Here is a 24,967-nt window from a genome sequence, read left to right on the forward strand (position 1 = left end):
TTTTCAGTTGCGCAGCTAATTAGGGCGACGTTTCTAAATATTGATTCTATGAATGGCTGAACATGCATCTGCGTGTTGCAGGTCTTCGTGGTACGGATATGACCGCAAAGTCGCGTTTCAACCAGCATTTTGGGCGATTGACAATTGTCGGAAATTCCGTGAAGGTGGCGTACCCAAATCAAACGGGCGTATGAATTGAGCGTTTGTATTACAGACAGCTCCTACAGAATCCCGACTATCGCGTTGGCGGGTGTGCCTGGTGGAATGGCGTTAGCATCGACGGTAACGTCCATGCCGAGCCAGAACGTCAGCGTCCGACGTGTACTGTTCAGCTTCCATATCGTGGAGATCAGTTGATGATTTACGAAGGTAAAGCCATCACGGTTAAGGCTCTTGAAAGTGGCATCGTCGAATTGAAATTCGACCTCAAGGGTGAGTCCGTCAACAAGTTCAACCGTCTAACCCTGAACGAATTGCGTCAGGCCGTAGACGCCATCAAGGCAGATGCGTCGGTCAAGGGTGTGATCGTCAGCAGTGGCAAGGACGTGTTCATCGTCGGCGCCGACATCACCGAATTCGTCGACAACTTCAAGCTGCCGGATGCAGAGCTGGTTGCTGGCAACCTCGAAGCCAACAAGATTTTCAGCGATTTCGAAGACCTCAATGTTCCGACCGTAGCCGCGATCAACGGCATCGCTTTGGGCGGTGGTCTGGAAATGTGTCTGGCGGCGGACTACCGCGTCATGTCCACCAAGGCCAAGATCGGTCTGCCGGAAGTCAAACTGGGCATCTACCCAGGCTTCGGCGGTACTGTTCGCCTGCCGCGTATCATCGGTGCCGACAACGCCATCGAGTGGATTGCCGCCGGTAAGGAAAACCGTCCGGAAGACGCGCTGAAAGTCGGCGCAGTCGATGCGGTTGTGGCTCCAGAGAAGCTGCGGGAAGCGGCCTTGGAACTGATCAAGCGCGCCATTTCCGGCGAGTTCGATTACAAGGCCAAGCGTCAGCCGAAGCTGGAAAAGCTCAAACTGAATGCCATCGAGCAAATGATGGCTTTCGAAACCGCCAAAGGTTTCGTAGCCGGTCAAGCCGGTCCGAACTATCCGGCGCCGGTTGAAGCGATCAAGACCATCCAGAAAGCCGCGAACTTCGGTCGCGACAAGGCTCTGGAAGTCGAAGCCACTGGTTTCGTCAAGCTGGCCAAGACCTCCGCTTCACAGAGCTTGATCGGTCTGTTCCTGAACGATCAGGAACTGAAGAAAAAAGCCAAGGCCTACGACGAAATCGCCAAAGACGTGAAACAGGCTGCCGTTCTCGGCGCCGGTATCATGGGTGGCGGTATCGCTTATCAGTCGGCGTCCAAAGGCACGCCGATCCTGATGAAGGACATCAACGAACACGGTATCGAGCAGGGTCTGGCTGAAGCCGCGAAACTGCTGGTGGGCCGCGTTGATAAAGGTCGCATGACCGCAGCAAAAATGGCCGAAGTACTCAACGGCATTCGTCCAACCCTGTCCTACGGTGATTTCGGCCACGTCGACCTGGTCGTCGAAGCGGTTGTCGAGAACCCGAAGGTCAAACAAGCGGTATTGGCCGAAGTCGAAGACAAGGTCAAAGAGGACACCATCCTCGCTTCGAATACCTCGACCATTTCCATCAGCCTGTTGGCCAAAGCCCTCAAGCGTCCGGAAAACTTCGTCGGCATGCACTTCTTCAACCCGGTGCACATGATGCCGCTGGTTGAAGTGATCCGTGGCGAGAAGTCCAGCGAGCTGGCTGTTGCCACCACCGTTGCCTACGCCAAAAAAATGGGCAAGAACCCGATCGTCGTCAACGATTGCCCGGGCTTTTTGGTCAACCGTGTACTGTTCCCGTACTTCGGTGGTTTCGCCAAGTTGGTCAGCGCCGGTGTGGATTTCGTCCGCATCGACAAGATCATGGAAAAATTCGGCTGGCCAATGGGTCCGGCGTACCTGATGGACGTAGTCGGTATCGACACCGGCCACCACGGTCGTGACGTGATGGCTGAAGGCTTCCCGGACCGCATGAAAGACGACCGTCGTTCGGCCATTGATGTGCTCTACGAAGCCAAGCGCCTGGGCCAGAAGAACGGCAAGGGCTTCTACGCCTACGAGACCGACAAGCGCGGCAAGCAGAAGAAAGTAGCCGATCCGTCGGTACTCGAAGTGCTCAAGCCCATCGTCTTCGAACAGCGTGAAGTGACCGACGAAGACATCATCAACTGGATGATGATCCCGTTGTGTCTGGAAACCGTGCGTTGCCTGGAAGACGGCATCGTCGAAACCGCTGCCGAAGCCGACATGGGTCTGGTCTATGGCATTGGTTTCCCTCCATTCCGTGGCGGTGCACTGCGCTACATCGACGCAATCGGTGTTGCAGAGTTCGTTGCCCTGGCTGACCAGTACGCTGATTTGGGCGCGCTGTACCACCCAACCGAGAAGCTGCGCGAGATGGCCAAAAACGGCCAGAGCTTCTTCGGTTAAGCGCCCACACTAGAGCGAGAGTGAAATTATATGAGCTTGAATCCTAGAGACGTCGTGATTGTCGACTTCGGTCGTACTCCGATGGGCCGCTCCAAGGGCGGCATGCACCGCAACACCCGCGCTGAAGACATGTCGGCGCACCTGATCAGCAAATTGCTGGAACGTAACGTCAAGGTCGACCCGAACGAAGTCGAAGATGTGATCTGGGGCTGTGTGAACCAGACCCTGGAGCAGGGCTGGAACATCGCCCGCATGGTGTCCTTGATGACCCAGATCCCGCACACTGCTGCCGGTCAGACCGTCAGCCGTCTGTGTGGCTCGTCGATGAGTGCACTGCACACCGCAGCGCAAGCGATCATGACCGGTAACGGTGACGTGTTCGTGGTGGGCGGCGTCGAGCACATGGGTCACGTCAGCATGATGCACGGTGTCGATCCGAACCCGCACATGTCACTGTACGCGGCGAAAGCCTCGGGCATGATGGGCCTGACCGCAGAAATGCTCGGCAAAATGCACGGTATTACCCGTGAGCAGCAGGATGCCTTCGGCGTGCGCTCCCACCAACTCGCCCATAAAGCGACGGTGGAAGGCAAGTTCAAAGACGAAATCATCCCGATGCAGGGTTACGACGAGAACGGATTCCTGAAACTGTTCGACTACGACGAAACCATCCGTCCGGAAACCACCCTGGAAAGCCTGGCGGCGTTGAAGCCGGCGTTCAATCCCAAGGGCGGCACCGTGACAGCCGGTACTTCGTCGCAGATCACCGATGGTGCTTCGTGCATGATCGTGATGTCGGCGCAGCGTGCACAGGACCTGGGTATTCAGCCGATGGCGGTGATCCGTTCGATGGCAGTGGCAGGTGTGGACCCGGCGATCATGGGCTATGGTCCAGTACCGGCGACACAGAAAGCACTGAAGCGCGCAGGTCTGGGAATTGCCGATATCGACTTCTTCGAACTCAACGAAGCTTTCGCTGCACAGGCCCTGCCAGTGCTGAAAGATTTGAAAGTGCTCGACAAGATGAACGAGAAGGTTAACCTGCACGGCGGCGCGATCGCCTTGGGTCACCCGTTCGGTTGCTCCGGTGCGCGTATCTCCGGCACTTTGCTGAACGTGATGAAGCAAAATGGCGGTACCTTCGGTGTATCGACTATGTGCATTGGTCTCGGCCAGGGCATTGCCACCGTCTTCGAACGCGTTTAAGCGTTTCGTCGTCGGAAGCCGGGGCCAAGTGCCCCGGTTTTTGTTTTTCTGAAGATTTTTTTTATTTCTATTTGAGGGAGGCCCAGACCATGCCGATACAACCAGGGCTCTACCAGCATTACAAAGGTCCGCAGTACCGCGTTTTCAGTGTGGCGCGGCACTCGGAGACCGAAGAAGAAGTGGTCTTCTACCAAGCCCTGTATGGCGATTACGGCTTTTGGGTGCGTCCCTTGAGCATGTTCCTGGAGTCGGTCGAAGTTGACGGCGAGCAGGTCCCACGCTTTGCTTTGGTGCAGGCCGAACCGAGCCTTTTTTCAAGGCCATAAGCGGAGAGCGCGCAGAACCCTGCGCTTGACCTCACCTTGTTGCCACTATATATAGCGGTGCCGCGTCAGGCGCCAACCGCCTTTCACTTCTAGAATTCAGGAATTTTCTGATCCATGGGCAAATCGCTGGTCATTGTGGAATCCCCGGCTAAGGCCAAGACCATCAACAAGTATCTGGGTAACCAATACGTGGTGAAGTCGAGTATCGGCCATATCCGAGACCTGCCCACCAGCGGTTCGGCTAGCGCCAGCAAAGAGCCTGCCGCCAAGCGTGGCAAGGCTGCTGCTGGCGAAGCGCCGGCGCTGTCGCCTAAAGAAAAAGCGCGCAAGCAGCTGGTCTCGCGCATGGGTGTCGATCCCGATCATGGCTGGAAAGCCAAGTACGAGATCCTCCCGGGCAAGGAAAAGGTCATCGAAGAGCTGCGCCGGCTCGCCAAGGATGCTGACACCATCTATCTCGCAACCGACTTGGATCGCGAGGGGGAAGCCATTGCCTGGCACCTGCGCGAAGCCATCGGTGGTGACGACAGCCGCTACAAGCGCGTGGTGTTCAACGAAATCACCAAGAAGGCGATTCAGGAAGCCTTCTCCCAGCCCGGCGAGCTGGACATCGATCGGGTCAACGCTCAGCAAGCGCGTCGTTTCCTCGACCGCGTGGTGGGTTACATGGTTTCGCCGCTGCTGTGGTCCAAGATCGCTCGCGGCCTGTCCGCCGGTCGTGTGCAATCGGTAGCTGTGAAGCTGGTGGTGGAGCGTGAGCGCGAGATTCGTGCGTTCAACCCGGAAGAGTACTGGGAAGTTCACGCTGACCTCGGCACCGCCAAGGGCGCCAATGTGCGTTTTGAAGTGGCCCGTGAAAACGGCGAAGCCTTCAAGCCACTCAACGAAGCCCAGGCCATGGCTGCGCTGGAGAAGCTTAAGGCATCCAGCTACACCATCGCCAAGCGCGAAGACAAGCCGACCAGCAGCAAGCCGTCGGCACCGTTCATCACCTCCACGCTGCAACAGGCTGCCAGTAACCGCCTGGGCTTCGGCGTGAAGAAAACCATGATGATGGCCCAGCGTCTGTACGAAGCTGGCTACATCACTTACATGCGTACCGACTCGACCAACCTCTCGGCTGATGCCGTGGCGATGGCGCGTACTTATATTGAAGGTGAGTTCGGCAGCAAGTACCTGCCGGAAACACCGAACGTCTACAGCAGCAAGGAAGGCGCGCAAGAGGCTCACGAAGCGATTCGTCCTTCTGACGTGAATACCGATCCAAGCAAGCTGTCGGGTATGGAACGTGATGCTGAGCGTCTCTACGAGCTGATCTGGCGCCAATTCGTCGCTTGCCAGATGCTGCCGGCGAAATACCTGTCGACCACCGTCAGCGTCGCCGCTAGCGGCTTCGAGCTGCGTGCCAAGGGCCGCATTCTGAAGTTCGACGGTTACACCCGCGTCATGCCGCAAATGGCCAAGCCTGGCGATGATGATGTGCTGCCGGACATGGCGCAGGGCGATGTGCTGAAGCTGATCAAACTTGATCCGAGCCAGCACTTCACCAAGCCGCCGGCGCGTTACTCGGAAGCCAGCCTGGTTAAAGAAATGGAAAAACGCGGTATCGGTCGTCCTTCGACCTACGCGGCGATCATTTCGACCATCCAGGACCGCGGCTACGTCGCGTTGCACAACCGTCGTTTCTATTCGGAAAAGATGGGTGACATTGTCACCGAGCGCCTGTCCGAAAGCTTCTCGAACCTGATGGACTACGGCTTCACCGCCGGCATGGAAGAGAACCTCGATGACGTTGCCCAGGGCGAGCGTGACTGGAAAAGCGTGCTCGACGAGTTCTACGGCGACTTCAAGAAGAAGCTCGAAGTAGCCGAGAGTGCGGAAAACGGCATGCGTGCCAACCAGCCGGTCATGACTGACATCCCGTGCCTCACCTGCGGTCGTCCGATGCAGATTCGTACCGCATCGACCGGTGTGTTCCTTGGTTGCTCGGGCTACAGCCTGCCGCCAAAAGAGCGCTGCAAGGCCACCGTCAACCTGGTGCCGGGCGATGAGATCGCAGCGGACGATGAGGGCGAGTCGGAGTCCTTGGTGTTGCGTGGCAAGCATCGCTGTCCGATCTGCAGCACTGCGATGGATGCTTACCTGCTGGATGAGAAGCGCAAGCTGCACATCTGCGGTAACAACCCGGATTGCGCGGGCTACGAGATCGAAGAAGGCAGCTATCGCATCAAGGGCTACGAAGGCCCGAGTCTGGAATGCGACAAGTGCGGCAGCGAAATGCAGTTGAAGACTGGCCGTTTCGGCAAGTTCTTCGGGTGCACCAACGCGACCTGCAAGAACACCCGCAAACTGCTGAAGAGCGGTGACGCGGCACCGCCGAAGATGGATCCGGTGAAGATGCCCGAGCTCAAGTGCGAGAAGGTCAACGACACCTACATTCTGCGTGACGGTGCTTCCGGCCTGTTCCTGGCGGCGAGCCAGTTCCCGAAAAACCGCGAGACACGTGCTCCGCTGGTGATCGAGATTGTGCCGCACAAGGATGAGATTGATCCGAAGTACCACTTCCTCTGCGAAGCGCCGAAGAAGGATCCGGATGGCCTCCCGGCGGTGATCCGTTACAGCCGCAAGACCAAGGAGCAGTACGTGCAGACCGAGGTCGAAGGCAAGCCTACCGGTTGGAAGGCGTTCTACGACGGTGGCAAGTGGGTGGTTGAAGACAAGCGCGTAGCCAAGTAACCGGGCAATGCGATGTAAAAGGCCGCATGCGAACCCTCGGGATTTCATGCGGCCTTTGTTTTGCGCTTGCAGTGGGCTTGTCTGATCCATGACACTGTCAGACCTGCATCACGCGTCTTATTTCGTTGTGGAGACTGCCGTCATGGCCCACGAACTTTACACCCGTACCAATCAGAAAATTTACTTCGCCGGTCTGTCGCTTGAGGCGCTGGCCCGAGCGGAAGAGGGGCGGGCGATGAACTCCCTGGCGCTGATCCAGGCGGAGCGTGAGTCGGCGTTGTTTCATTTGTACGGCGCACTGCTGGGCCTATGCCATGAGATCGCTGGTTTCTACCGCTTGCCTCAGGCCAGTGCGCCGCGAGCAGAATTGCTGCTGACCCGTGAAGTGCTCGAAACCATCGCTATTCCAGAGATGGCGGAGATGGTCGAGTTGGCGAACAACCCTGAAACCTGGCTGGCAAAGCTTCTGGCTGCCCATGCCGCGCTGTTTCAACCACCACGCGCACCGCGCAAACCCAAGGGCGATGTAACGCAGCCGCTGATCCTGGCGGTTAACCTGGATGAAGAAGAGCCTCCTCAAGAGTTGAGCCGAGAAGAGCTTGAGAGCTGGCGTCAGAACCTTAAAGGCCTGGCGATTCGGTTTCGCGAAGGGCTGAATGAGTGCTGAGTCACGGCACTGAGCGCTGAGCGTTCATGGGTGGCTATGGATCAGGGATGATCTCCAACACCGGTTTCGGTGGCGTGCAGCCGGTCAAGATCCCGAGCGAAGCTGCGCTGATGACTATATAATCCCCGCCTTTCGTGGAGAACAGACCTTTATGCCAACGTCCTTTCTAGAAATTGTCGAGCTGCCAGACGGCCGTATTGAGCTGCGCAGAGCTGAGGACGAGGGTTCTCTGGTGACTTTGGACTTCTCTGAAGACGCCAAGGCGTTCCTGCAAGGCCAGCACGTTGAAGTCGCCAAGGCGATGTTGAGCGTGGGTGTGCAGATGGCTGGGCGCTTGGTTGAAGGCGAGTTCGACAAAGAAGAAGGGCCGCGGATTCTCCATTGATTCCGTTTGTCGGCTTTTCGTAGGGCATCATTCCACATCAACGTTACAGATTGGCTTCTCTGTCCTGGAGAAGCCCTGCGCTTTTCAAGTGCACGGTGCGTGTCACTTAACCCAACCGAATATTCAGACTTTGCGCATCCCCGATACGGGCGGCACCGATCAGTTGTTGCCGCGCGCCGCTGTTCAACGGATTCAGCCAGCTCACAACGGTATGACTACGACCTAGGCGCAAGGCTTCGCAAGCCAATTGCTGAGCGCTCTGAGTCCCTCTCGGTTGCAGCAGCAGAATGCGTTCGCGGTTCAGGCCGGCGTCTCGCAGCCAGGCTTGAGTCAGGCTGGCGGGCGGTGCAATCAGCGTCAGCCAGCGAGCATCCTGATCCTGACTCAGTTCTCTGAGGATAGGGGCCAGAAGGTTCAGGCAGTTCCCGGCCGCACCACGTAATGACAACTCACTGAACGCTTCGGGTTCGGCGCTCCAGGGCGACTCGACCACGTCTTTGAGAGTCGGCGCCAGCGGCTGAGCCATGAACGCTTCGAACAGCGGAAGTTGTGTGTGCTGTGGTGTGTGAGGGAACTGCATAACGCCTCCTTTAGCGGCGAATGACGCCGACACTCAAGCCTTCGATCACCAGGTCCTGATCTTTCAGGTTCACTTCGATCGGGGCAAACTCGGGGTTTTCGGCAATCAACCAGACCTTGCTGCCATCGCGCTTGAAGCGCTTGACGGTCACTTCGTCGCCGATCCGTGCAACCACAATCTGGCCATTGCGGGCTTCACGAGTGGTGTGCACGGCGAGGAGGTCGCCGTCGAAAATCCCTATGTCCTTCATGCTCATGCCGTGGACGCGCAACAAATAGTCGGCGCGTGGGTGGAAGAAGGAAGGATTGATGTTGCAGGATTCTTCGATGTGCTGTTGAGCGAGAATCGGAGCGCCGGCAGCAACCCGGCCAATGATCGGCAGGGTGGGCTCATCGGCCTTGGTTTCAAAGCCCGGGATGCGAATGCCGCGTGAGGCGCCGGGCGTCATTTCGATCGCTCCCTTGCGCGCTAGTGCCTTGAGGTGCTCTTCAGCCGCGTTGGGCGACTTGAAGCCAAGCTCCAGGGCGATCTCCGCACGGGTCGGCGGATAGCCGTTGTCTTCGAGGCAGCGTTTGATAAAAGCCAGAATCTCAGCTTGGCGTGGCGTCAGTTTTAGCATGTCGATCGCTCTGTCTTTTTATACAGTGACTGGGATTATATACAGTGAAGTGATCTTGGCAATCCTCCTTTTTCACCCTCCCGCTGGACGGTCGGTTTACAGATCGTCAGCTCGTTGGTTGAAGGACTGACTACACCCGTCTGCTTGTATGGTTAAATAGCTGACCGACCGTTCGCAAAACGAACAGGCAGACTTGACAAGGCTCAGGCTGAAACGTATGTTTCAAACAAGTGTTTGTCAGGCGGAGTAGCCATGGCCCAGTCGGAAACCGTTGAACGCATTCTCGATGCTGCCGAGCAGTTGTTCGCGGAAAAAGGTTTTGCCGAAACTTCATTGCGGCTGATCACCAGCAAGGCTGGGGTCAATCTGGCGGCGGTGAACTATCATTTCGGCTCAAAGAAGGCCTTGATTCAAGCAGTCTTCTCGCGTTTTCTCGGGCCTTTCTGCATCAGTCTCGATCGCGAGCTGGAGCGCCGTCAGGCCAGGCCGGACAGCAAGCCGAGCCTTGAAGAACTACTGGAAATACTCGTCGAACAAGCGCTCGTGGTGCAGCCACGCAGCGGCAATGACCTGTCGATCTTCATGCGCCTGTTGGGGTTGGCATTCAGCCAGAGCCAGGGGCACTTGCGTCGTTACCTGGAAGATATGTACGGCAAGGTGTTCCGTCGTTACATGATGCTGGTCAACGAAGCCGCGCCGCGTATTCCGCCTATCGAGCTGTTCTGGCGCGTACACTTCATGCTTGGTGCGGCGGCGTTCAGCATGTCGGGGATCAAGGCCTTGCGCGCTATCGCCGAGACCGATTTCGGGGTCAACACCTCGATCGAGCAGGTGATGCGCCTGATGGTGCCGTTCCTGGCCGCTGGCATGCGTGCCGAAACCGGCGTTACCGACGATGCCATGGCTTCGGCCCAGTTACGTCCTCGCAGCAAATCGGCACCGCAAGCCGCCAAGGTTTAACCGCACACGGGTGGGCGCGGCAGCTTACATCCGCTAAGCTAGCCGCCCATGCCGACTCTCGTTTCAGACCCGCTCGATTTCTCTTTTACCGACCACGTTCCGCCGGGCATCGCCCTTGGCGGCGAAGTAGTGTGTCTGCATCGCGCCGGGCTCTTCAAAGATGCGCCACGCGCGCTTTTCGTTATCAAGGAATTTCTATGACTGCTGGCCTGCAAGGCTCGTTGATGGTGGACGTCGCCGGTACCTGGCTGACGGCCGAAGATCGCCAACTGTTGCGTCAGCCCGAAGTGGGCGGCCTGATCATTTTTGCGCGCAACATCGAGCATCCTCGTCAGGTTCGCGAGTTGAGTGCGTCGATTCGTGCGGTGCGACCGGACCTGCTGTTGGCAGTGGACCAGGAGGGCGGTCGGGTGCAGCGTCTGCGTCAGGGCTTCGTGCGTCTGCCAGCCATGCGGGCGATTGCTGACAACCCGAACGCCGAATACCTGGCCGAGCAGTGTGGCTGGATCATGGCGACCGAAGTGCTGGCCGTGGGTCTCGACTTGAGCTTCGCCCCGGTGCTGGATCTCGATTATCAGCGCAGTGCCGTGGTCGGTACCCGTTCGTTCGAAGGCGATCCAGAGCGCGCGGCCTTGCTGGCAGGTGCTTTCATTCGCGGCATGAACAGCGCCGGCATGGCGGCTACCGGCAAGCACTTCCCCGGCCACGGCTGGGCGGAAGCCGATTCTCACGTCGCCATTCCCAATGACGAACGCAGCCTCGACGAGATTCGCGCCAATGACCTCGTACCGTTCGCGCGCTTGAGCAAGCAACTGGCAGCCGTGATGCCTGCTCACGTGATCTATCCGCAAGTTGACTCGCAGCCGGCCGGCTTCTCGCGCCGCTGGTTGCAGGACATCCTGCGCGGCGAGTTGCAGTTTGACGGGGTGATTTTCAGCGACGATCTGTCGATGGCCGGTGCACATGTGGTCGGTGACGCTGCCAGTCGGATCGAAGCGGCACTCTCGGCTGGTTGCGACATGGGCCTGGTGTGCAATGATCGTGCGGCTGCCGAACTGGCCCTGAGCGCGGCTCAGCGCTTGAAGATCAAGCCGTCTGCACGCATTGCGCGGATGCGCAGCCAGTCGTTCGCCAGCACTGATTATCGACAGAATCCGCGTTGGCTCACCGCCCTTGGCGCGCTCAAAGATGCCCAACTGATTGATTAAGGATTTTTTGCAATGACGGTTTACGCGATTATCGGTGGCACCGGTCTGACTCAGCTCGAAGGTTTGAGCATTCGCCAGTCGCTGGCGCTGGACACTCCGTACGGCGCGCCATCGGCCGAGATCCAGGTCGGTGAGTATGCCGGGCGTGAAGTGCTGTTTCTCGCCCGTCATGGCCATCCGCACCGTTTTCCGCCGCATCAGGTGAATTACCGGGCCAACCTGTGGGCGCTGAAGCAGGCGGGCGCACAGGCCATTCTGGCGGTCAACGCGGTCGGTGGGATTCATGCCGCCATGGGTACCGGACATTTCTGTGTGCCTCATCAGCTGATCGATTACACCAGCGGTCGCCAGCACACCTATTTTGCCGATGACCTGGAGCAGGTCACTCACATCGATTTCAGCTATCCCTACAGCGAACCATTGCGTGAGCAGTTGATTGCCGCGTTGGCAGCTGAAGGCTGCGCTTACAGCAGCCATGGTGTGTATGCCTGCACGCAGGGGCCGCGTCTGGAAACGGTTGCCGAGATCGCCCGCCTGGAACGTGACGGTTGCGATATTGTCGGCATGACCGGTATGCCGGAAGCCGCATTGGCTCGTGAGCTGGAGCTGGATTACGCCTGTCTGGCGCTGGTGGTGAACCCGGCGGCGGGCAAGTCAACGGCGGTGATTACCATGGCCGAGATCGAGCAGGCGCTGCATGACGGGATGGGCAAGGTGAAGTCGACGTTGGCGCGGGTGTTGGCGGGCTGAGTATCAGTAATATCGAGTCGACCCCATCGCGAGCAAGCTCGCTCCCACATTAGATCAGTGTATGCCGAGAGTCTTGCGTCAGAACTCGGTCCAGTGTGGGAGCGAGCTTGCTCGCGATGGCGATCTTGCAGTCGCCGCTAAATCTTCGATTTATCCGGCAACGGCGCAAACAACGCTTCAATATCGTCGCTCTGTAGCTTCCAGTCTCCGGTCGTGCGCCCATCCAGTACGCCGGCCGCCAGGTCGGACTTTTCCTTTTGCAGGTGCTGGATTTTCTCTTCAACGGTGCCGCGAGCAATCATCTTGTAGACGAACACCGGCTTCTCCTGGCCGATCCGGTAAGCACGGTCGGTGGCCTGGTTTTCCGTCGCCGGGTTCCACCATGGATCGTAGTGAATCACCGTATCGGCTTCCGTCAGGTTCAGACCAACGCCACCGGCTTTCAGGCTGATCAGAAAAATCTGCCGTTTTCCGCTCTGGAAATCTTTCACAGGTGTGCGTCGATCGCGGGTTTGCCCGGTTAGCAGTGCGTAAGCGATGCCGCGTTTATCCAGCTCGGCTTCGATCAGCGACAGCATCGAGGTGAACTGTGAAAACAGCAGGATTTTGCGGCCTTCTTCGAACAGTTCTTCAAGCATTTCCATCAGGCTGTCGAGCTTGCCCGAGGTGCTGCCGCGGGTGGGCAGGGCGGCCTCATTGACCAGTCGCAGATCGCAGCACACCTGACGCAGCTTGAGCAGCGCCTCAAGGATGATGATCTGGCTGCGAGCCACGCCTTTGCGGGTGATTTCGTCGCGGACTTTCTTGTCCATGGCCAGGCGCATGGTTTCGTAAACGTCGCGCTGCGCCTCGTTGAGCTCGACCCAATGGATGATCTCGGTTTTCGGCGGCAGTTCAGTGGCGACCTGTTCCTTGGTTCGGCGCAGCAGAAATGGTTTGATCCGACCGTTCAGGTGTTGCAGTCGTACGTCGCTGGCGCGTTTCTCGATCGGCACGCGGTAATCGCGATTGAAGCTTTTCACGTCGCCCAGCCAGCCGGGCAGCAGGAAGTGAAACAGCGACCACAGCTCACCCAAGTGATTTTCCAGCGGTGTGCCGCTCAGGCACAGGCGCTGACGGGCATTGAGCTCTCGCGCCGCATGAGCAGCTTTGCTGTTGGGGTTCTTGATGTATTGCGCTTCGTCGAGCACCAGCACGTGCAATGGCTGCGCCGCCAGACGTTCGACATCCTTGGGCAGCAGCGCGTAGGTGGTGAGGATCAGGTCGTATTCCGCCAGACGCTCAAAGTGTTTTTTGCGTCCGGTGCCATACAGCGCCAGTACTTTGAGTTGCGGAGCAAAGTGCGCCGCTTCGTCGAGCCAGTTGGGAATCAGACTGGTGGGCATCACCACCATGCACGGCCGGTCGAGGCGGCCGGCGTTTTTCTCGGTCAGCACATGCGCCAGGGTCTGTAGGGTTTTGCCCAGGCCCATGTCGTCCGCAAGGATGCCGCCGACTTCGAGTTGCCGTAGCGATTGCATCCAGCTCAAGCCTTCAAGCTGATAAGGCCGTAATGTGGCGTTCAGCCCTTCGGGCGCCTCGGTGGTGTAGTCCTTGATGTCGCGCAGGCGCTGGGCGAAGGTGCGGATGTGCTCGCCACCTTCCCAGAGCAGGGGCATATCTTCCAGCGGATTCAGGCGGGTGGCGTCGGCGCTGCTCAGGCGCAATCGGGTTTCGCCGGGCTCTTGCAAGTAGAACTCGCCGAGGGTCGCCAGCACCGGCTTCAAGCGACCGAATGGCAGCGCGACCTGCAACGGGCCGTATTCGGAGTTCGGACGGTGCGGGATGTTTACCAGAATCAACTCGTCGTCGCGGCGCTTGGACAGGCGTTCCGGGTTGAGAATTTCGGTGTGCGAGCGCATCAGATTCAGCAGGATTGGCAGCAGGCTGAGGCGCTCGCCATTGACGATAATTCCCAGCTCCAGATCAAACCAGTCGCGTTCCGGCGCCTCTTCGACCGTGGCGTACCAGTCATCGACGGCTGTCAGGTCAAAGCCGAAGTCTTCGTCAATCTGCAGCTCCCAGCCTTGGGTGCGCAACTTGGGCAGCTCATTGAGGGTAAAGGTCAGCCACGCGCTGTCGTTGACCATCTCATAGAGTTCACCGGCACTTTCCGGCAAGGCTTTGCTTTGCCTCGTCGCGACTTTGAAGCCGAGGATTCGCAACTGTTCGCGGTAGGCTTTTTCGACGTCCGGCTGGCGTTTGATCCGTAAAGTTTGCTGTTCCTGTCGGATCAGGATGTCGGCATTTTTCTGCCCGCTGACGTATTCATCCATATAGCTGAAGGACAATGCGGCACGGTGCTGGATGTAGCGCTGCATTTTGCCGTTGCGCGGTTCGAAGGCGCTGAACTCGATGCTCGCCAGCCACAGGCGCGGCACTGGTTGCACGTTGTCCACCAATTGTTGCGGCAAAGGGGCGGGAGTGCGATTTTCCAGCACGGCCTGAAGCTTTTCCAGTAGCTCGGCATCTTTGGCGGCGGCCGGGTACTCAAGGGTTTCCTGGACTTTTAGCAAGACCGCAGCGCAATGCTTGCAGTTAACGCGCACCGGGCAGCTGCACGTCGCATCGACCAATAACAAAGTGCCTTTGGCTGACTCGCGCAGCGAAATGGTCTGACGGTAAACATTGCCGCCAGAGCCTTCGCAACTAGAGGTGATGGTACTGTCTCGGGCTTCGACGATCCTGACGCGATTTTCCAGTGCGTAGCGGCGGCCACGCTCCAGGCTTTGTTCCTTGAATCGGCTGACCCAGGAAGGGGCCAGGGGTTTGCTCAGGCTCGGGGGCATAGGGACTTCAATCAGTCCGGGAGAACGTCAGGGACTGGCGGACGCGCAGGTGCAGTCAGCGAAGTGATCTTGATCAGCAGGGCCAGGTGGCCGTTGTCGAGGTAGTTGAGTTGGCCGTTTTTAGTGTGGCTTTGCTGCTTCAGGCGTTCGCTGGCGGTGACCAGGCCATTGGCGTTGAATTGGTTGACCCAGAAGTTCGCGTCGACGTCAGTGAAGCGGCCGAGTTTCAGGTTCAGCGTGCCTTCGATCGGGAACTGACCGAATTGCTCCTTGCCGTCGCTGATCGAGACTTTGCTCTCGACGTCACCGAGATTCTGTTGCCAGGCCTTGTGCAGCAGTACCGTGTAATCGCTACTTGCGCGCAACTTCTGCGCCTCGGCGTTAAGGCTTGGCGTACGCAGGCTGTCGGGGTTTACCGGCCGCGCGCCGGCAGCCCAATCCTCGGGCGCGGCGCGGCTAACAATGGCCGGTACGGCGTTCTGGCGGACCAGGATCATTTCAACCTGATACAGGCTGTCGGCAAACGCCATCGGGGCGACGAGGGTCAACAACAGGGTCAATGAGCGAAACAGGCGCATGCGGCGTCCTTCAAGCAGTTTTTGGAGTGAGGCGCTCAAACAGTGCCTCCACTGTATTGAAGCGCTCTTCCGGGCGCTCCATCGGCACCATGAATTTGAACATCGTGGCGCCTTCGAATTTGTAGCGGTTGGGTTGGCCCTGGATCAGCTTGATCAGCACCAGCGGATCGACCGGCGTTTGCGCGCCGAACTCGATACGACCGCCTTGCGGGCCGCCATCGACTTTCTTGATCCCCAGTTGCTCGGCCTGCAGTTTCAGCAAGGTCATGCGCACCAGGTTCTTGGTCGGTTCCGGCAGCAGGCCGAAGCGGTCGATCATCTCCACTTGCAGATCTTTGAGGCCATCCTCGTCGGTCGCCGACGCGATGCGTTTGTAGAGGATCAGTCGCGCGTGGACGTCCGGCAAGTAGTCTTCCGGAATCAGCGCCGGCAAGCGCAGGTTGATTTCCGGACCGCCACCCAGCGGTTGATCGAGGTTTGGCTGCTCGCCCTTGCGGATCGATTTCACCGCGCGTTCGAGCATTTCCATGTACAGGGTGAAACCGACGGCCTGGATCTGTCCGCTCTGGCCGTCTCCCAGCAGTTCACCGGCGCCACGGATTTCCAGGTCGTTGGTGGCAAGCACGAAGCCCGCGCCGAGGTCCTGAGTGTTGGCGATCGCTTCCAGGCGCTTTTCCGCGTCGGGCGTGATCTGTTGGCGCGGCGGTGTCAGCAGGTAGGCGTAAGCCTGGTGGTGACTGCGACCGACGCGGCCACGCAGCTGGTGCAGCTGCGCCAGGCCGAACTTGTCGGCACGCTCGATGATGATGGTGTTCGCGCTCGGCACGTCGATGCCGGTCTCGATGATGGTCGAGGCGATCAGCACGTTGAAGCGCTTGTGGTAGAAGTCGCTCATCACCTGTTCGAGTTCGCGCTCGCGCATTTGCCCGTGGCCGATACCGATCCGTGCTTCCGGCACCAGTTCGGCGAGATCGGCGGCACATTTCTCGATGGTTTTCACATCGTTGTGCAGATAATAGACCTGGCCGCCACGCAACAACTCACGGAGCAGGGCCTCTTTGACCGTGCTCTTGTTTTGTTCCATGACGAAGGTGCGCACCGACAAGCGTCGCGCCGGCGGCGTGGCGATGATCGACAGATCGCGCATGCCCGACACCGCCATGTTCAGCGTGCGCGGAATCGGTGTGGCGGTCAGGGTCAGGATATCGACTTCGCTGCGCAGGGCCTTGAGCTGTTCCTTCTGACGAACACCAAAGCGGTGTTCTTCGTCGATGATCACCAGCCCGAGGTTTTTGATCTTCACGTCGTCTTGCAGCAGCTTGTGCGTGCCGATGACGATGTCGATCTTGCCCTCGGCGAGATCGGCGACCGCGGCATTCACTTCCTTGGTCGACTTGAAGCGGCTCATCACTTCCACGGTCACTGGCCAGTCGGCGAAGCGGTCGCGGAAGCTGTTGTAGTGTTGCTGGGCGAGCAGGGTGGTCGGCACCAGAATCGCCACCTGACGGCCGCCGTGCACGGCAATGAATGCCGCACGCATCGCCACTTCGGTCTTGCCGAAACCGACGTCGCCGCAGACCAGTCGATCCATCGGTCTCGGCGCGAGCATGTCTTCGCGTACTGCGTCGATGGTGGTTTGCTGGTCCGGGGTTTCTTCAAACGGGAAGCCGGCGCTGAAGGTCGCGTAATCGGCTTTTGGGTCGGCGAAGGCGTAACCCTCGCGGGCCGCGCGGCGAGCATAGATGTCGAGCAGCTCGGCGGCGACATCGCGCACCTGTTCGGCAGCTTTGCGTTTGGCTTTCTGCCAGGTTTCGGAGCCGAGGCGGTGCAACGGCGCCAGTGCATCGTCGCTGCCGGTGTAGCGGGCAATCAAATGCAGGTTGGCGACGGGCACATAAAGCTTGGCCCCCTCGGCGTATTCGAGGGTCAGGAACTCGGCGGCCTGGTTTTCGATTTCCAGGGTCGCGAGGCCCAAATAACGGCCAACGCCATGATCGATATGCACCACTGGCGCGTTTTCGCGCAGCTCGGTGAGGTTTTTGATCACCGCGTCGTTATTGGCGTCGGCGCGTTTCTCGCGGCGACGGCGCTGCATCACTCGCTGACCGAACAACGGGCTTTCGGCGATCAGTGCCAAGGCCGGATCGTCCAGCAGCAGGCCTTCATCCAGTGGTGCGATGGTGATCGCCAGACGTTCTTTGCTGGCGACGAAATCCGGCCAGCTGTCGACGGTTTTCGGTCGCAGCTTCAGGCGTTCGAGCAGTTCCAGCAGGACTTCGCGGCGACCGGCCGACTCGGCGGTAAACAGCACGCGACCGGAAAACGTATCGAGGAAGTTCGACAGCGCTTCCAGTGGCTGGTTGGCCTTGGCTTCGATGGCCAGGTTCGGCAACGGTGTGGCCGGGAAACGTTCGCGGCCGACACCGGTTTCGACGTCTTGCTGGCTGGCAACCACCCGTGGCCAGCTCTTGAGGCGTGCAAAGCAGTCTTCCACCGGCAGGAACAGTTCAACTGGAGGCAACAAGGGCCGGGATGGATCGACGCGGCGCTCTTCGTAGCGGTTACGCACGTCGTTCCAGAAATTCTCCGCCGCCTGTTCAATGCCCGGCAGGGAAAACACCTGGGTGTCCTGCGGTAGGTAGTCGAACAGCGTCGAGGTTTCATCGAAGAACAGCGGCAGGTAGTACTCGATACCGGCCGGTGTAATCCCGCTGCTCAGGTCCTGGAAGATCGGGCAGCGACGGAAATCGACATCGAAACGCTCACGGAAGCGTGCCTTGAAACGGGTCACGGCTTCTTTTTGCAGCGGGAATTCTTTGGCGGGCAATAGCCGGACCGATTCGACCTTATCGATGGAACGCTGGTTTTCCGGATCGAAGGTGCGCAGCGTTTCGATTTCGTCATCGAACAGATCGATGCGGTAGGGCAGTTTGCTGCCCATCGGGAACAGGTCGGTCAGCGCGCCGCGCACCGCAAATTCGCCGTGCTCATACACCGTGTCGACGCAGCGGTAGCCACTGGCCTCCAGCCGCGTGCGCATTTGCTCGACATCGAGTTTCTGGCCGATGTCCAGCACCAGGCTGCTGCCGAGCAGGAATTTGGTCGGTGCCAGGCGATGTAGGGCGGTGGTGATCGGCACTACCAAAACGCCATGGCTCAGCTCAGGCAGGCGATACAGGCTGGCGATGCGCTGGGATATAATGTCCTGGTGCGGCGAAAACAGGTCGTAGGGCAGGGTTTCCCAATCCGGGAAATGCAGCACCGGCAAATCCGGGGCGAAGAAACTTAGCTCCTGTTCCAGCCGTTCGGCACTCTGGCTGTCGGCGGTCAGTAGCAAGGTAAAGCGCTTGGCAGCGCTGGCGGCCTCGGCAATGGCCAGGCTCAGGGCGGCACCGGGCAGGTTACCCCAGTGCTGTTTACCTGCCGCGGCAGGGAGAAGCGGTAGACGCAGAACGGGCACGGAAGGTTGAGCTCCAGCGTTGCGACAAAGTCGGTAATTGTAGCGGGCGAAGGTGCCGGCTGTCAGTTGCAGACTACCGCCGACGAAAGGAAAACCATGTCACGACAGGCGCGCATTGCTCCGCGGCGGACTCGGCGGCATAATGTAGCCCCTTTTTTCAGCCCCTACATGTGGAAGGTTCCCGTGACTCAGAAGCCCGACCAGTGTCTTGGTGAATGGATCGACCGTGAAGCACTCGCAGAAGCGATGATTCCGCTTATCGGTCAGCTCTACCGCAATAACAACGTGGTGAGTTCGATCTATGGCCGCAGCCTGATCAACCAGTCTGTCATCGCGATTCTCAAAGCGCACCGCTTTGCTCGCCATCGTCAGTCCGATGACGCCGAACTGTCCGTTCACGAAACATTCCCGCTGCTCAAAGCGATGAGCGAGCTCAAGCTCGGCGCCGCTTCGGTAGACCTGGGCAAGCTGGCGGTCAAATTCAAGACCGAAGGCAAAGGCCGCACTGCCGAGCAGTTCGTCCGTGAAGAACTGGCTGACGTTGTGGGTCAGCAAAACGTTAGCGCCCGCAAAGGCACCGACGTTGTGCTGTACGGCTTCGGTCGTATCGGCCGTCTGCTGGCGCGCATCCTGATCGAAAAAACCGGTGGTGGCGACGGCCTGCGTCTGCGCGCCATCGTTGTGCGCAAAGGCGCTGAAAACGACCTGACCAAGCGCGCCAGCCTGCTGCGTCGCGATTCGGTACACGGTTCGTTCAATGGCACCATCACCATCGATGAAGCCAACAACACCATCACCGCGAACGGCAACCTGATCCAGGTTATCTACGCGAAGAACCCGACTGAAGTGGACTACACCCAGTACGGCATCAACAACGCCCTGCTGGTGGACAACACCGGTGTATGGCGTGACGCCGACGGCCTGGGCCAGCACCTGGCCTGCCCGGGTATCGACCGCGTTGTTCTGACCGCGCCTGGCAAAGGCAAGCTGAAGAACATCGTTCACGGTATCAACCATGGCGAAATCACCGCTGACGACAAGATCGTTTCCGCCGCCTCTTGCACCACCAACGCCATCGTGCCGGTGCTCAAGGCTGTGAACGACAAGTTCGGCATCGTCAACGGTCACGTTGAAACGGTTCACTCGTACACCAACGACCAGAACCTGATCGACAACTTCCACAAGGGCGATCGCCGTGGTCGTAGCGCTGCGTTGAACATGGTCATTACCGAGACCGGTGCTGCTACCGCTGCTGCCAAGGCCCTGCCTGAGCTGGCTGGCAAGCTGACCGGTAACGCGATCCGCGTTCCGACGCCAAACGTGTCGATGGCCATTCTCAACCTGAACCTTGAGAAAGCCGCGACCCGTGAAGAGATGAACGAGTACCTGCGCTACATGGCGCTGCACTCCGATCTGCATAAGCAAATCGACTTCGTCAACTCGCAGGAAGTGGTTTCCACCGACTTCGTTGGCTCGCGCCACGCCGGTGTGGTGGACGCTGAAGCAACCATCTGCCAAGACAACCGCGTTGTTCTGTACGTTTGGTACGACAACGAATTCGGTTACAGCTGCCAGGTGGTTCGCGTGATGGAAGACATGGCCGGTGTAAACCCGCCAGCATTCCCGCGCTAAGCCTTAGCCGCACCTGAAAACGCCCCGACTTGTCGGGGCGTTTTTGTTTGTGCGGTTTGTCTGGCCGGCCTGCGGAGTTGGCGAAATATTCTGTGATACATCGCTTCTGGAGCCTTTGTATCAAGATGATAGGTTTGTCCGCGAATAGAAAGACTTGAGGATGATTTGAATGCGCTTTATCGTAAAGCCTTGTGCCGCATTGCTATTGCTGGTGGCCACCGTCTCTTTCGGCAACCTCGCCATGGCGAATGCCAAGCAGTCGGATATCGACAGCGTCGTGCAAGATACCGCCCAGGCGGTCATGCAGCAGTACAACATTCCCGGCCTGGTCATTGCGGTGACCGCGAATGGCAAGCAGCAGTTCTACAATTTCGGCGTGGCCTCAAAGGAAACACAGCAAAAGGTCACGAGCGACACACTGTTTGAAATCGGCTCGATCAGTAAAGCCTTCACGGTCACCCTGGCGACCTACGCTGAGGTCAACGGTCAGCTTTCACTCACTGACCACCCCGGCAAGTACCTGCCCGAGCTTGCGGGTAGCGCGTTCGATAAAGCGACGCTGATCAACCTGGCGACCCATACCGCAGGCGGCTTCCCCTTGCAGGTGCCTGATCAGGTACAGAACAACCAACAGCTGATGGACTACTTCAAGGCGTGGCAGCCGACGTATGCGCCGGGTGCTCAACGAACCTATGCCAACCCCAGCATCGGGGCGCTGGGCATGATTACGGCGATCAGCATGAAGATGCCGTTCGCGGTGGCGCTGGAACAGCGACTCTTCCCGGCACTCGGTATGCCTAACAGCTTCATCAACATCCCGGCGAGCAAGCTGTCGCTCTATGCTCAGGGTTACAACAAGCAGGATGTCCCGGTCAGGTTGAATTCCGGTGTGCTGGGTGACGAGGCCTACTCGGTAAAAACCAGCGCCACGGACCTGATTCGCTTTGTCGAAGCCAATCTGGGAGTCGCGAAGGTCGAAGCAAAACTCGGGCGCGCCTTGATGGAGACGCACAAGGGTTATTTCCAGGTAGGTCCGATGACTCAAGACCTGATCTGGGAGCAGTACGACTACCCGGTGCAACTGAGTGCCCTGGTTGAAGGCAACGCCGACAAGATGATTTACGACAGTCATGTCGTCACGGCATTGAATCCGCCACTGGCACCACAGGAGGCGGTCTGGATCAACAAGACGGGTTCGACCGGCGGGTTCTCCGCTTATGTGGCCTTCGTCCCCGAGAAGAAGTTTGGCATCGTGGTGCTGGCCAACAAGAGTTACCCCAACGAGCCCCGGGTTCGCCTGGCGCATCGAATCCTGAGTGAACTGGATTGCTGTTCGCTGGCAGAGAACTGAGTGGCGGCCGGTGTGAACCCGCCAGCGGTTCATTATAAGGAGCAATTAGACATCATCTATTAAATTGGAAGTGTTTATGTGTCATCTGCTATGCCCGGTCAGTGCGGTGTAGTTATATCGTTTTATTCTTGATGCGTGCCAAATCAGAACACTGTAAATCCCGACATGTCACCGCTATAAAAATTCAATAATAAAAAAATCCTCAAATAAAATAAGCAGTTGCAGTGGGAGAGTGTTGTTACTTGCTTTATATGGATCCAATACAGGGTGCGCTCAATAATTGACGCCATTTTATTGAATTGGTCGATGCTTGACAGCGACTAGTGCTGAAATTAGTGTCTCCCCCTGTCAGCGTCGGCGCCGGCCGTGGCTGGGTGACAGCAAATTGCCTGTACTGACGGGCAAGTATTCACGGTAACTTTCACAGCTTTGGCACAACTTTGGCAGTGCTGTTTTAAAGATGGTGGCGTTTTAATGTGCGTCATGATGGCAACTAATACTCCAAAAAGACAGGGAACTTATTCCTGCTCACATCACACTGAATCTAAATAAACCGTGCTGGCTTTGTTGCTGTCCGGGGAGTTGATGATCCGCTTTCGTTGATCCTGCTTAATGTGTTTTGCGGTTGCGTTCTAATCGGGCATGACGGCTGCGCAGTGCTGACATATAGCCGTGTATTCATGGCTTATTGGGAGAATTAAACATGGCAGAAGAACGTTCAAGGTTTTTTTCATGGTCCCTGTTGCCGCGTCTGGTGGGCTTGGGTGTCCTGGTATTTATCATCTGGCTGTTGCTCTCGACGTTGCTGATGCCGCTGGTGTCGACATCGGCGACACGGGCAATTTTGAATGCACCGGTCATTCTGCTGACGACACCCATCGAGGGGGTGGTGAATTCGCTTGAGGTCAAACCTGGCTCGACCTTTGCCCAAGGCCAGAAGATTGCGGTGGTTGAAAACCCGCGGGCTAACCAGGAGACATTGTTGACCCTGCAAACCCGGCGTTTGACCCTGGAGCAGGAGCTATCATCATCGGCCAGCCAGGCCGAGCACGACCAGCAGTATTACGACGAGTTGGAGAAAACCAGTCAGCGCTATCAATCGGCGTTTCATACTCGTCAGCTCTATGCGCAACGTGCGCTGAAGGCCGAGAGCACTGCCGCCAGCGCCCGCTTGACGGACGCACAGGAAACCCTCGATCGCAACCTCGAGTTGTTCACCCAAGGGGCGGTCAGTGGCGCAGTCGTCGCCTCCTCGAAAGCCAAGTTGGCCTCGTTGGAGGGGGCGGCAGAGTCCGTCCGTTCACAGGTGCGAATCAATGACGGTGATGTCAATGCCGCCAATAAGCAGGTCTACCTTGACCCTGATCAGTTGCGCATGTTCGACCTCAGCGCGCAGATGACCACCCTGAAACTGAGCCTGGAAAATCAGGCCCGCAACCGCGAGACCTATCAACGCGAACTCGACAATCTCAACCACCTGATCGAAACCGAACAGAATCGGGTCAAGTTGACGGCTGGCTATGAGGTCACGGCGTATTCGTCCGGCACCGTTCAAGAGCTGTTGGCGCCCCAAGGGACGGTGGTGCAAGCCGGGTCGACCTTGCTGCGCGCCACCAACTGCCAAGAAAGCTATGTCGTTGCAGTATTTCCTGAACGCATGGCCAGCAAGATTGATCACGACAGTGTCCTGACGGTGAGAATCCATGGCCTGGACGAACCGCTCAAGGCCAATGTCGTGCAGTTGTTATCCAGCACCAAGGATATTCGCCCTAACAGCTACAGCGTTCCTTTCCCGTATGCCGAGCAGAACTCGGTGTACGTCGTCGGTACTTTTGCCGCTGACCTCACCGACAGCCAGCGCGCCATGACCTGCAATCCAGGGCTGTGGGCCAGCGCCGAGGTGTCTCACTCATGAGTCCGCGCAACGTTGTGCAATGGCCGTGGCTGCCGGGCCTGATCGGGGTGATGCTGATGAGCAGCGGGGGATCTGCGCTGGCGACGCCGGCCAAGCCGCAATTGGCGGCGATGACGTGTGCAGCGCTGGATCATGCGGTGCAATCGCAAGCGGCGGGGCCGGTGTTGCTGGCCAGCTACCCGCCGCAGGATGGTCAGCCGGCGCCGATCCTGGCGTTGCGTGGGGTTGCGTTCACCTACGACAACGCCTTGGCCAGCATCGCCTTGTTTGCCTGTGGCAAAGCCGAGTCGGCGCGACGAATTGCCGATGCGCTGGTTTTCGCCACGACTCATGACCCGGAATATCAGGATGGACGCTTGCGCAACGCCTACGCGGCGGGCCCGGTGGGTTCGTCGTCGATGCGCCTGCCAGGTTATTGGAGCGTCGAGCGCAATGCCTGGAATCAGGACGCCTATCAGGTCAGCAGTGCCACCGGTAATCAGGCCTGGGCCGCGCTGGCGTTATTGGAGGCGTTGCGCCAGAGCGGTGATTCCTCTTATCTGGAGGCCGCTCGCAGGGTGTTGCAGTGGTCTGGGAAAAACACTTTTGACGGACAGGCTCCCGCGGGTTTCAGCGGCGGTTACTACGGGTATTTCCCCAAGCAGATCCAGCAGACCTGGAAGTCCACCGAGCATAACGTCGACCTTGCAGCGGCCTGGTCGGCACTCAACACGGCTGCGCCCGACCCGGGCTCGGCGCACCAGGCGCAGATTGCCCGGCAATTCGTGTCGAGTCAGTGGGACGCCGGGGAAGGGCGCTTTCTGATTGGCACCGGGAAGGATGGTCGAACCTCGGATCGTCAGCGCTCGGGACTGGACGCACAGATCTGGCCCTTGATCGCCTTGAGTGATCCTCCTGCGGACTGGCGGCGCGTCTTCACGTTTATCGATCAGGCGCACCGTTCGGGTGCCGGGTATGGCTTCAACCGTGACCCGGACGGTTTATGGACCGAGGGCACCGCGCAAGCCGCCGCCGTGGCGAGCTTGAGCGGGCTGAAGGAAAAGGCGCAGCCGCTGTGGAACGTGTTGCTGGCCCAACAGGCCGGCAATGGCTGGCTGTTTGCAACACCCGCCCCGCGTATCAGTACCGGGCTTGCCATCGGCCCGGACTCAACAACCAACGACTTTTTCTATTACCACCTGCCTCACTTGGGCGCTACAGCTTGGGCCGCGATCGCTGCCACCGGCATCAACCCCTTTACCGGTTTTCAAGAGGCTGACTGA

The 24,967-nt window shown here is 58.5% G+C and carries 19 protein-coding genes; 14 read left to right on the forward strand and 5 right to left on the reverse strand.

Annotation, left to right across the window (positions count from 1 at the left end; genetic code table 11):
* Positions 1 to 356 precede the first annotated feature (356 nt).
* The 6 genes from fadB (at position 357) to AC1RPZ_RS12875 (ending at position 7,824) form a co-directional block, all read left to right on the forward strand.
* Positions 357 to 2,504 carry a fatty acid oxidation complex subunit alpha FadB gene (gene fadB / locus AC1RPZ_RS12850; RefSeq protein WP_493137398.1) on the forward strand — a complete coding sequence of 716 codons (2,148 nt, stop codon included), beginning with the start codon at positions 357 to 359 and terminating at the stop codon, positions 2,502 to 2,504.
* Positions 2,505 to 2,534: 30 nt separating this feature from the next.
* Positions 2,535 to 3,710, forward strand: a complete 1,176-nt coding sequence (fadA, locus tag AC1RPZ_RS12855; RefSeq protein WP_493137399.1) for an acetyl-CoA C-acyltransferase FadA — start codon at positions 2,535 to 2,537, stop codon at positions 3,708 to 3,710.
* An 89-nt stretch (positions 3,711 to 3,799) separates the two neighbouring features.
* Positions 3,800 to 4,036, forward strand: a complete 237-nt coding sequence (locus tag AC1RPZ_RS12860) for a DUF1653 domain-containing protein (RefSeq protein ID WP_019692748.1) — start codon at positions 3,800 to 3,802, stop codon at positions 4,034 to 4,036.
* Positions 4,037 to 4,150: 114 nt separating this feature from the next.
* A complete protein-coding gene (gene topA / locus AC1RPZ_RS12865) occupies positions 4,151 to 6,772 on the forward strand; it encodes a type I DNA topoisomerase (RefSeq protein ID WP_493137400.1) in 2,622 nt (873 codons plus the stop codon).
* A gap of 142 nt (positions 6,773 to 6,914) precedes the next feature.
* The gene (locus AC1RPZ_RS12870) at positions 6,915 to 7,439 is read left to right on the forward strand and encodes a DUF6586 family protein (protein ID WP_493137401.1); all 525 of its coding nucleotides are present in this window, start codon (positions 6,915 to 6,917) and stop codon (positions 7,437 to 7,439) included.
* 151 nt (positions 7,440 to 7,590) lie between these two features.
* Positions 7,591 to 7,824 carry a hypothetical protein gene (locus AC1RPZ_RS12875; protein WP_123426092.1) on the forward strand — a complete coding sequence of 78 codons (234 nt, stop codon included), beginning with the start codon at positions 7,591 to 7,593 and terminating at the stop codon, positions 7,822 to 7,824.
* Positions 7,825 to 7,930: 106 nt separating this feature from the next.
* Here AC1RPZ_RS12875 and sulA read toward each other — a convergent pair whose 3' ends face one another.
* Together sulA and lexA are read right to left on the reverse strand one after the other, a co-directional pair.
* Positions 7,931 to 8,404 (reverse strand): SOS-induced cell division inhibitor SulA, encoded by a 474-nt coding sequence (gene sulA, locus AC1RPZ_RS12880; RefSeq protein WP_493137402.1) that lies wholly within the window; start codon positions 8,402 to 8,404, stop codon positions 7,931 to 7,933.
* A 10-nt stretch (positions 8,405 to 8,414) separates the two neighbouring features.
* Positions 8,415 to 9,023, reverse strand: a complete 609-nt coding sequence (gene lexA, locus AC1RPZ_RS12885; RefSeq protein WP_493137403.1) for a transcriptional repressor LexA — start codon at positions 9,021 to 9,023, stop codon at positions 8,415 to 8,417.
* A gap of 252 nt (positions 9,024 to 9,275) precedes the next feature.
* Here lexA and AC1RPZ_RS12890 point away from each other — a divergent pair, with 252 nt between their 5' ends.
* From AC1RPZ_RS12890 to AC1RPZ_RS12905, 4 genes are read left to right on the forward strand one after another with little or no spacing between them, the layout of a single operon-like run.
* Complete coding sequence (locus tag AC1RPZ_RS12890) at positions 9,276 to 9,983, forward strand: TetR/AcrR family transcriptional regulator (protein WP_493137404.1); 708 nt, start codon at positions 9,276 to 9,278, stop codon at positions 9,981 to 9,983.
* 48 nt (positions 9,984 to 10,031) lie between these two features.
* Positions 10,032 to 10,184, forward strand: a complete 153-nt coding sequence (locus AC1RPZ_RS12895; RefSeq protein ID WP_493137405.1) for a hypothetical protein — start codon at positions 10,032 to 10,034, stop codon at positions 10,182 to 10,184.
* Complete coding sequence (gene nagZ, locus AC1RPZ_RS12900; RefSeq protein ID WP_493137406.1) at positions 10,181 to 11,191, forward strand: beta-N-acetylhexosaminidase; 1,011 nt, start codon at positions 10,181 to 10,183, stop codon at positions 11,189 to 11,191. The genes AC1RPZ_RS12895 and nagZ overlap by 4 nt, the downstream gene beginning before the upstream one ends.
* A 12-nt stretch (positions 11,192 to 11,203) precedes the next feature.
* Positions 11,204 to 11,941, forward strand: a complete 738-nt coding sequence (locus AC1RPZ_RS12905) for an S-methyl-5'-thioinosine phosphorylase (protein ID WP_493137407.1) — start codon at positions 11,204 to 11,206, stop codon at positions 11,939 to 11,941.
* A 137-nt stretch (positions 11,942 to 12,078) separates the two neighbouring features.
* On the opposite strand, the gene AC1RPZ_RS12910 is transcribed toward AC1RPZ_RS12905, so the two are convergent.
* The 3 genes from AC1RPZ_RS12910 to mfd are packed head-to-tail and all read right to left on the reverse strand — an operon-like array spanning position 12,079 to position 18,807.
* The gene (locus AC1RPZ_RS12910) at positions 12,079 to 14,769 is read right to left on the reverse strand and encodes a DEAD/DEAH box helicase (RefSeq protein WP_493137408.1); all 2,691 of its coding nucleotides are present in this window, start codon (positions 14,767 to 14,769) and stop codon (positions 12,079 to 12,081) included.
* Positions 14,770 to 14,780: 11 nt separating this feature from the next.
* Positions 14,781 to 15,347, reverse strand: a complete 567-nt coding sequence (locus AC1RPZ_RS12915) for a CsiV family protein (protein ID WP_493137480.1) — start codon at positions 15,345 to 15,347, stop codon at positions 14,781 to 14,783.
* A gap of 10 nt (positions 15,348 to 15,357) precedes the next feature.
* Complete coding sequence (gene mfd / locus AC1RPZ_RS12920; protein ID WP_493137410.1) at positions 15,358 to 18,807, reverse strand: transcription-repair coupling factor; 3,450 nt, start codon at positions 18,805 to 18,807, stop codon at positions 15,358 to 15,360.
* Between the two features lie 168 nt (positions 18,808 to 18,975).
* Between mfd and AC1RPZ_RS12925 the strand changes: the two genes are divergently transcribed.
* The 4 genes from AC1RPZ_RS12925 to AC1RPZ_RS12940 all read left to right on the forward strand — a co-directional run bounded on the left by AC1RPZ_RS12925 (position 18,976) and on the right by AC1RPZ_RS12940 (position 24,967).
* Positions 18,976 to 20,439 carry a glyceraldehyde-3-phosphate dehydrogenase gene (locus AC1RPZ_RS12925; protein WP_493137411.1) on the forward strand — a complete coding sequence of 488 codons (1,464 nt, stop codon included), beginning with the start codon at positions 18,976 to 18,978 and terminating at the stop codon, positions 20,437 to 20,439.
* 169 nt (positions 20,440 to 20,608) lie between these two features.
* Positions 20,609 to 21,790: a class C beta-lactamase gene (ampC, locus tag AC1RPZ_RS12930; protein ID WP_493137412.1), complete on the forward strand. Its 1,182-nt coding sequence runs from the start codon at positions 20,609 to 20,611 to the stop codon at positions 21,788 to 21,790.
* Between the two features lie 703 nt (positions 21,791 to 22,493).
* The gene (locus AC1RPZ_RS12935; protein WP_493137413.1) at positions 22,494 to 23,705 is read left to right on the forward strand and encodes an HlyD family secretion protein; all 1,212 of its coding nucleotides are present in this window, start codon (positions 22,494 to 22,496) and stop codon (positions 23,703 to 23,705) included.
* Complete coding sequence (locus tag AC1RPZ_RS12940) at positions 23,702 to 24,967, forward strand: hypothetical protein (protein WP_493137415.1); 1,266 nt, start codon at positions 23,702 to 23,704, stop codon at positions 24,965 to 24,967. Before AC1RPZ_RS12935 ends, AC1RPZ_RS12940 begins: the two co-directional genes overlap by 4 nt.

This window comes from Pseudomonas sp. GW822-FHT02D10, from assembly GCF_058802345.1.